Genomic DNA, 1,048 nt, shown 5'->3' on the forward strand with positions numbered 1-1,048 from the left:
GCGTTTGAAAGCCTCCAACGCTACGCTGGGTGAAACGGATTTGCAAGCTATTAATGATTTGCTGGAGACAGAACCATGACTGAGACCCCTATCGCACCGGAAGAATTGGCTGAGATCGCCCAGCTTGCTAAGAACCAGGCTCATAAGGTGCTTGCGAAGATTCCGCTATTGGGTCCTGTGACATGGCTCATGATGCAGCAGTCTGCCAGCCGACACACGCTGCTCAGTGAGTTGGAGTGGCGTGTTATGCCGGCGCTCATCCTTGATCAGGCCAAGCTCTATATGAAAGATGAAGCGCCCGTGGCGTTTGCGTCCTGGGCACGGCTTAGCGAAGTGGTGGCACAACGTTACATGGGTGCTCCTCATCAACTCGCCTTGACGGACTGGAACTCAGGTGATCAGATCTGGTTGATCGATGTATTTACGCCGTTCGGCGGTGCGCAAGATGTTCTCAAAGATTTACGCGAAAAAGTGTTCGAGGGAAAGGCCGTACGCCAGTTGGTACCGACGGCTCCCACACAAGCCAAGGTGTTGATGTGGGCTGCGATAGGTGCGGCGTCAAGCCACTAGGTTAAGGTTTGCGTAGGTGGAAACTCTCGAAGGACTCGACCTTCACACGCCGAAAGATCTGAAACTATAGACGCGCCTCAGGAGTCTTTTGCCAAGAGGCGAAGCAGCGGCTTCGCTGCGCTTGGTGTCACGTCGCCTGCGAGTGCCGGGTCTGCCCCGGTTTGAGAGGCACTTGTGGGAGGGTTTTCAATACAGCGACAACCGGGTCATCCCGGTTTTCCCTTGTTGATTGACCAGCACTCTTCAGCCCCCGCTCAGAGAAGCGAGGATGCCCGAGCAAGAGGAGGTTTTTAACCTCCCTCGTTCATTACTTCCTTTTGGAGATTCACATGAGTGCCGCTATTGCCGAGGCCGTTGCTGTTGTTGTGGGTGCAGGCGTGTCGCATGTGAAACCGGTGCACGAAAAATGAAGACCGGCCCGATCTGACCTCTTCACCATCAGCAAGGACTTCTTTTCCTCAATGCATTGATCATATAC

Annotated in this window: 1 protein-coding gene; it reads left to right on the forward strand. The window is 54.1% G+C overall.

Annotated elements, in window-relative coordinates; genetic code table 11:
* Window positions 1-75 precede the first annotated feature (75 nt).
* Window positions 76-570, forward strand: coding sequence for a toxin-activating lysine-acyltransferase (locus AC1D1P_RS24200; RefSeq protein WP_477668259.1), 495 nt, complete (start codon window positions 76-78; stop codon window positions 568-570).
* The last annotated feature ends 478 nt before the right edge of the window (window positions 571-1,048 follow it).

The organism is Polaromonas sp. P1_E1_2, assembly GCF_056406035.1.

Coding starts and splice junctions, on each gene's coding strand:
- AC1D1P_RS24200 (WP_477668259.1), top strand. CDS start 76: ATGACTGAGACCCCTATCGCACCGGAAGAATTGGCTGAGATCGCCCAG.